Below are 7,143 nucleotides of genomic sequence, written 5' to 3' on the forward strand. Positions count from 1 at the left end.
GCTGCTCAGGCAGTGGTGCACGAACGTCATGCGCTCCAAGGTCGAGCCGATGAAGGACGTCGCGCGGATGATCCGCAAGCACTTCGACGGCATCCTGGCCTGGAGCCAGACCCGCCAGACCAACGGCTTCCTGGAAGCCATCAACGGCCTGTTCCAGGCCGCCAAGCGCAAGGCCCGCGGCTACACCCGGCTCGACACCATGCGCACCGTCATCTTCCTGATCGCCGGCAAGCTCGACTTCTCGCGCCTCAACCCGCACGTGGCATAACCCACTCGAATTTCAAAAGAGCCCTTAATTTCATACTGCTGTTCGGTTTGATAGCCGCTTCAAATGAGGCCCCGGCTGAGACAAGAGCGCCAGACAAGGAAGAGGATCCTATTGAAGTGCGAGGGGTGCGTGGCTTTGTCGATCGCCTGGCTTATCGTAGATTCTCGAGCATTCGTATGGAGGGCGGAAGTGGAGGCGATATTACTGCCCCTGCTACGACTGTGGACAATACCCAGCCGATGCAGCCTGAGCAGCGCTGCGACGGTCAAGAAGAAGCCCCGTCTGATCTTTCAGGCCAACCGGTGGTGATCCCGTCGGGCAACAAGATTCTCGAAGAATTGGATTTTGCTACGTCCGCCGGAGATTTTGTCCTCAACCGCTGGTATTCCAGAGCCCGCGGCGCTCCCAGTTTCGGCCCCGGTTGGACATGGGCGTTCGATTACCGGCTGAATTTCACCCCCAATCCTGGCTTCACCCCGGTATGCCAGCCCGGGACGCAGGAGCCAGGCGTCCCTTGCCCGTTGCAGGGCGCCCGCTACAGCGCGATCACGGTCTACCGTCCGGATGGGCGTGCCTACGAATACACATGGAACGCATCGAGCGGGCGCTATGAGGACCCGCGCGCCGAATCGCGCAGCTGGATCAACGCGAACTTCTGGAGCAACCAGTCTCAGGACACCTTCACCCTCAGGACAGAAGGGGTGGGCACGGAGCGGTACAACAGCAACGGCCTGCCGCTGTTCATCCGGGACAACCGCAACGTCGGATACACCTTCACCTACACCAGCAACCGGATGACCAAGGTCACCCACACGTCCGGGCGATCCATCACGATTGCCTGGACCAGTGGATTGATCTCGTCCATTACTGCGCCCAACAACCAGGTTTACAGCTACGGCTACAACGCCAATGGGGTCTTGTCCTCGGTTACGTATCCCGGTGGGTTGGGTACGAGGACCTATCACTACGAGGACCCCGTCTCCTACATGGCGCTGACCGGGTATTCGATCGATGGCGTGCGCAAGACACGCTACTCGTACCAGGCCGACGGGAAGGTCGCCTGGTCCGGGCGCGAAGGCGCGGTCGAGCGCGACACATTCGCGTATGGCGGCAACTACACCGACGTGACCAATGCGCTGGGGCACACCACGCGCTACAACTTCGTGACCGTCAAGGGCATCAAGCGGGTGGCCTCGGTGAGCCGTCCGGCCAGCACGGCCTGTCCGGCGGGAGTCGCAGCCACCGACTACGACACCCGTGGCTATCCCACCCGCAACGTGGACTTCGAGGGCAACCAGACCTTCCTCACCTACAACGACCGCGGCGAACTGCTGGAGCGGCGCAGCGGCGTCGGCCCGGCGCCGGGCAACAGCACGGCCAACCAGCAGCGCACCACCTATGGCTGGGATACCGCGCGCAACCTGCTGGTCCGCGAGTCGCACTACGGCAACGGCGGCAACATCCAGGCCGAAACCGTCTACACCTACTACCCGGACAGCGACGCGCCCCGCGCGCGGCTGCTGGAAAAAGTGGAACAGTGCGCGCCGGACTGCACGTCTGGCCAGAAGCGCACCACCACCTACGCCTATGCCGTATACGGCAACCGCATGATCCAGACCCTGGTCGTCGATGGCCCGCTGGACGGCAACGGCGACGCGGTGACCTACCAGTACGACACGGCCGGCAACCTCACTTCGGTGACCAACGGCCTCGGCCATGCGGTCACCTACGCCGGCTACAACGCCCTGGGCCTGCCGGGCAGCATGACCGACGCCAACGGGCTGGTCACCCAGTACACCTGGGACCTCAAGGGGCGCCTGACCCAGCAGCGCGTGCTCGGTCCCGGCGGCAATCGCGACTGGACCACGACCTGGCGGTCCGACGACCAGCCGTCGGCCACGACCAGTCCCGGCGGGATCTCGCTGGGCTACCTGTACGACGGCATCGGCCGCCTGACCGAGGTGCGCGAGTCGCGCGGCAGCCTCTACGGCGCCAACTCGCTGGACCGGCTGCTGATCAGCTACGACGCGCTCAGCAACGTCACCCAGCGCCGCACGGGTTACCAGGCCGATGGCGTCTCGTTCACGCAGACCAGCAACGCGCAGTACGCCTACGACAGTGCCGGGTTCCTGGAGCGGTCGTGGCAGGTCTCGGGCCAGGAGACGCTGTACCAGTACGACGCCAACGGCCGGCTGGCGGGCGTTTCCGATCCGCTGGGCCGGACCACGGCGTACCTGTACGACAGCCATGGCCGCAGGAAGACGGTCATCGACCCGCTGCTGCAGCCGGCGCAGTTCGGTTATGACGTGCTGGGCCGGCTGTCCAGCGTGACCGACCCGCGCGGCAAGGTCACCAGCTACACCTACAACGGCTTCGGCGACCTGACCCAGCAGGTCAGCCCGGACACGGGCACCACGACCTACGCCTACAACGCCTACGGCCAGCGCAGTTCGATGACCCGGGCCGGCAGCCTGACCACCACGTATGGCTACGACGGCCTGGGCCGGGTGACCTCGGCGGCCTCCGGCGGCCAGACCCAGGCCTTCACCTGGGACAGTTGCACTAATGGCAAGGGCCGGCTGTGCGCGGTCGGCGACCCGAGCGGAACGCTGGGCTGGACCTACAACAGCGCCGGCGAGGCCACGGCGCAGTCGCAGACCGTGGCCGGCAGTGGCGTGGCGTTCGGGCAGACATACGCCTACGATGCAGCCGGGCGCCTGACCGGGATCGGCTATCCGGGCGGGGTGAGCGTAGGCTACGGCTACAGCGGCGGACGGATGACGGCGATGACGGCGATGGTCGGCGGTGTGACCCACCACGTGGCCACCGGGATCGGCTACCGTCCGTTCGGCGCGGCGAGCGGATGGACCTACGGCAACGGGGCCACCCGGGCCGTGGTGCGCAACGGGGTGGGGCGGCTGACCGAGCTGAACGCGAAGAACGGCGGCACCGACCTGCAGCGGCTGACCTACGGCTACAACGCCGCCGAGGAGATCACCCAGATCACCAACGGCGTCAACAGCGCCCTGACCCAGGCCTACGGGTACGATGCCCTGGGCCGGCTGACCGGGGTGACGGCCAGCGGCGCCAACCAGGGGTTCGGCTACGACGCCAACGGCAACCGGACCAGCCACACCTGGGGCGGATTGACGGACAGCTACGTGATCGCCGGCGCCAACAACCAGCTCAGTGCGATCACCGGCCCGCGGGCCAAGGGGTTCAGCTACAACGCGCGGGGCAACACCACCCTCGGCGGCGGCAACACATACGGCTACGACGCGTTCGACCGGCTCAGCCAGGTGACCCAGGGCGGCACCACGACCTACTACCGGATCAACGCGCTGGGCCAGCGGGTGCGCAAGGACCGGGGGTCGGATGCGACGGCCACGGGCTATGCCTACGGGCCGAGCGGGCAGGTGGAGGCCGAGTACAGCTGGGGCGCGGGCAGCTGGAGCCACTACCTGCGGCTGCNGGGCGGGGAGCCGGTGGCGCTGGTGCGCGGCGGGCAACTCTATGCGATCCACACCGACCACCTGGGGCGGCCGGAGGTGGCGAGCAACAGCAGCCGGGCGATTGTCTGGCGGGCGAGCAACTATGCGTTCGACCGCACCGTCACCCTGGACAGTATCGGGGGATTGAACCTGGGGTTCCCGGGGCAGTACTGGGACCAGGAGAGTGGGCTCTGGTACAACCGGTTCCGGAGCTACGATCCGAGTACGGGGCGCTATGTCGAAAGCGATCCGATTGGGCTGGCGGGCGGGTTGAATACCTATGCCTATGTCGGGGGGAATCCGGTCAGCTTCGTTGATCCGTTTGGCCTAAGACCTTGCCCGCCCGATTACTTGGGCATAGCGTTCGGCGTTGCGGACATCGGAATGGGTGGCTATGAGGCAATTAGTGGAACTGCATCGTTCTTAATAGGTGTTTCCGCTGGACAACCGGAAATTGCAGCGCCTGGTGCTCTTGTGGCTGGCGTTGGAATGGCCACTATGTACGATGGAATGTCTGGTATTCAGACTGCTCTTGACGGGAAGGAGAGGCCGTCTGCATTTAGTCAGGTCGGAGGGATGCTCCTTGGAGCACAAGGCGCAGCGATCGGCGAAGTGGCGTCCAATGCGATGACCTTCAGTGGAGCGCTTAGAGGCTTCCGAAATCTGATGCGCCGAGCAGCGACGGATAAGGACACCATGGAAGCGATGAAGGGTATAAACGAGGCTGCCAATGACCCATGCGGGTGCAATTGAGGTGAATATGCAGAGCAAATTTATGAGATGGGTTGGCGCGCTGGTATGTCTCTCAATCTTTTTGCGAGCGGTGTTCTACATAGGAAGCAAAATCTATGTGACGGGCGGGTTGGAACCGTTCGATTGGGTTGCGGTTCCAATTGGTCTCGTAGCCCTGTACCTCAGCTACATGTTCTTCAAGAAAATCTTCAGGAAAAGGGGTCAGGTACATTTTAGGCATCAGGGAAAATGAACCCGACCCCTTTCGATTACAGGGCGGGGCGACCGACGTGTACGTGACGGCCAGCGCCAACAACCGGCTGAGCTCGATCACCGGCCCGCGGGCCAAGAGCTTCGTCTACAACATCCGCGGCAACACGACCAGCGGCGGGGGCAACAGCTACGGCTACGACGCGTTCGACCGGCTCGGCCAGGTGACCCAGGGCGGCATCACGACCTACTACCGGATCAACGCGCTGGGCCAGCGGGTGCGCAAGGACCGGGGCTCGGATGCGACGGCCACGGGCTATGCCTACGGGCCGAGCGGGCAGGTGGAGGCCGAGTACAGCTGGGGCGCGGGCAGCTGGAGCCACTACCTGCGGCTGCNGGGCGGGGAGCCGGTGGCGCTGGTGCGCGGCGGGCAACTCTATGCGATCCACACCGACCACCTGGGGCGGCCGGAGGTGGCGACCAACAGCGCCAAGGCCATCGTCTGGCGGGCGAGCAACTATGCGTTCGACCGGACGGTGACGCTGGACAGCATCGGGGGGTTGAACCTGGGGTTCCCGGGGCAGTATTGGGATCAGGAGAGTGGGCTTTGGTACAACCGGTTCCGGAGCTACGATCCGAGTACAGGGCGCTATGTCGAAAGCGATCCGATTGGGTTGGCGGGTGGGCTGAATACCTATGCCTATGCCAGCGGTAATCCTGTCAGCCGCATTGATCCACTTGGGCTGACCGATTGGTCTGGTACCTCACTGGAGTACGGGTATGGCTACGGCGGCGGGGCAACCTTCACACTTTCAAACAAATGCGAGGGGAATGGCGAGCCGCGCTATCTAGTACGTGTTCAGGCAGTTGCTGGCTCGGGCTCATCTTTACCGAAAAAGGTGGGAAGCCCTATTACATACATGGGTTCAAATGTCTCGTTCAGCGACGGAAACGCATTCCCAGATCCGAGCGTCTTCAACGGTGAGTACGCTAGCTATAACATTGCGATAGCTGGTGGAGTGGGGGCCAGCTTTGGAGCGACGCGTTTAGGAGGCGCATCGTCCGGGTGGGGGCTTGCGCCAGTAGCAGGATATAGTGCGTCTGCTTCTGCAAGCGTCGGGGGTGCAAAGGTGCTGTGGGCGAAGACCATCGGGACGTGCCCATGCAAAAAGTAGTCCTTGGCTTTTTTATTCCGGCGGTACTCGCCGTTCTACTTGCCAGCGTACTGGCTGCGATACTGCGACGAAAGTATCCAGAGCACTACAAGCGGGCCGGCAATCCGGCGAGTACAGATTGGCATCCGTTCTGGGTCATTAGCTTTATTCTCCGCGGCGGATTTCAAGGGCTTGATGCTGTGACACGCTTCGTCTCGCTTGCGTCAGGTGTTCTTATGATCATGTCGCTTCTAGTGGGAGTCTTTTTTGCTTGGCAAGCACTTACTTAGCTGACGGGTTCTGCTGCTTTTAAGTCTGCTCCCTGCAATACATATGCCTATACATCAGGGAATCCTGTAAACGCGGTTGATCCGTTGGGACTGGCAACTGCTGTAATCATCAATGGGCCTGACCTGAGACGGATCGTGTAGCCAGTTGGCTGGTGAGTTCTCTACCCTTAACAGGCAAGGAGAGCTCCATGAAGAAGCGATTCACCGACGAACAGATCATCGGCATCCTGCGTGAGGCCGAGGTCGGCGCCATGTCGATCAAGGCGCTGTGCAAGAAACACAACCTGACCGAGCAGACCTTTTTCCGCTGGCGCAACAAGTTCGGCGGCCTGGACGTGCCCGACGCCCGGCGGCTCAAGGACCTCGAGTCCGAGAACGCCCGGCTCAAGCGGCTGGTGGCCGAGCAGATGCTGGTCATCGACGGGATGAAGGAGATCGTCCGAAAAAAATGACGACCCCGTCGGAACGACGCGACACGGTCCAGGTGCTGGTCCGTCGGGGACTCTCGCAGCGCAAGGCCCTTCGTTACCTGGGCCTGAGCCGCCGCATCGCCAGCTACGCTCCGCGCCAGGCCGCCAAGGACCAGGCGGTGGCCGAGCGCTTGCTGGCCGCGTCGCCGAAGGTGCCGCGGTTCGGGTATCGCCGGATGGCGGCCTGGCTGGACCTGGGCGAGGCCCGGGTGCGGCGCCTGTGGCGTCGGCTGGGCTTGAACATTCCCCGCCGCCGGCCGCGTCGCCGCCGATCCGACGTCCCCCCGCTTTCAGTAGCGGTTCGATCTAGAGTCCGGGTTGGATGGTAGCCGATGCCAGTTGCCTGGCGTAGGCGCTCGGTGTCAGTCCGCCCAATGCCTTCTTGGGTCGCTCCTCGTTGTACTCCCGGCGCCAGGTCTCGATGACGGTCCGGGCGTGCAGCAGGTGGGTGAACCAGTGTTCGTTGAGGCACTCGTCGCGCAGGCGGCCGTTGAAGGATTCGACGTAGGCGTTCTGGTTCGGCTTGCC

General features: G+C 63.5%; 6 protein-coding genes and 1 pseudogene. 5 read left to right on the forward strand and 2 right to left on the reverse strand.

Annotated elements, in window-relative coordinates:
• Window positions 1-268 (forward strand): transposase (locus tag PSEJ35_RS0113735; RefSeq protein ID WP_028918275.1); only part of this gene is annotated, 268 nt, incomplete at its 5' end.
• 221 nt (window positions 269-489) lie between these two features.
• Entirely contained in the window at window positions 490-4,512 is a 4,023-nt protein-coding gene (locus tag PSEJ35_RS0113740) for an RHS repeat-associated core domain-containing protein (protein ID WP_198014191.1), read from the forward strand.
• Window positions 4,513-4,564: 52 nt separating this feature from the next.
• Here the strand turns inward: PSEJ35_RS0113740 and PSEJ35_RS17525 are convergent, their stop codons facing one another.
• Entirely contained in the window at window positions 4,565-4,723 is a 159-nt protein-coding gene (locus PSEJ35_RS17525; protein ID WP_198014192.1) for a hypothetical protein, read from the reverse strand.
• Between the two features lie 58 nt (window positions 4,724-4,781).
• Between PSEJ35_RS17525 and PSEJ35_RS17820 the strand changes: the two genes are divergently transcribed.
• The 3 genes and pseudogenes from PSEJ35_RS17820 to PSEJ35_RS17720 form a co-directional block, all read left to right on the forward strand.
• The gene (locus PSEJ35_RS17820) at window positions 4,782-5,876 is read left to right on the forward strand and encodes an RHS repeat-associated core domain-containing protein (RefSeq protein WP_304412588.1); all 1,095 of its coding nucleotides are present in this window, start codon (window positions 4,782-4,784) and stop codon (window positions 5,874-5,876) included.
• Window positions 5,864-6,145, forward strand: coding sequence for a hypothetical protein (locus PSEJ35_RS17330; protein WP_155952052.1), 282 nt, complete (start codon window positions 5,864-5,866; stop codon window positions 6,143-6,145). The genes PSEJ35_RS17820 and PSEJ35_RS17330 overlap by 13 nt, the downstream gene beginning before the upstream one ends.
• 188 nt (window positions 6,146-6,333) lie before the next feature.
• Window positions 6,334-6,887: pseudogene (locus PSEJ35_RS17720) on the forward strand (transposase); the annotation flags it as partial.
• 34 nt (window positions 6,888-6,921) lie between these two features.
• Here PSEJ35_RS17720 and PSEJ35_RS0113750 read toward each other — a convergent pair.
• The coding region (locus PSEJ35_RS0113750) for an integrase core domain-containing protein (protein WP_028918278.1) at window positions 6,922-7,143 on the reverse strand (222 nt) is incomplete at its 5' end.

The organism is Pseudoxanthomonas sp. J35 (genome assembly GCF_000513995.1).
In the GTDB taxonomy this organism is placed as follows: Bacteria; Pseudomonadota; Gammaproteobacteria; order Xanthomonadales; family Xanthomonadaceae; genus Pseudoxanthomonas.

Coding starts and splice junctions, on each gene's coding strand:
- PSEJ35_RS17525 (WP_198014192.1), bottom strand. CDS start 4,723: ATGTACCTGACCCCTTTTCCTGAAGATTTTCTTGAAGAACATGTAGCT.
- PSEJ35_RS17330 (WP_155952052.1), top strand. CDS start 5,864: ATGCAAAAAGTAGTCCTTGGCTTTTTTATTCCGGCGGTACTCGCCGTT.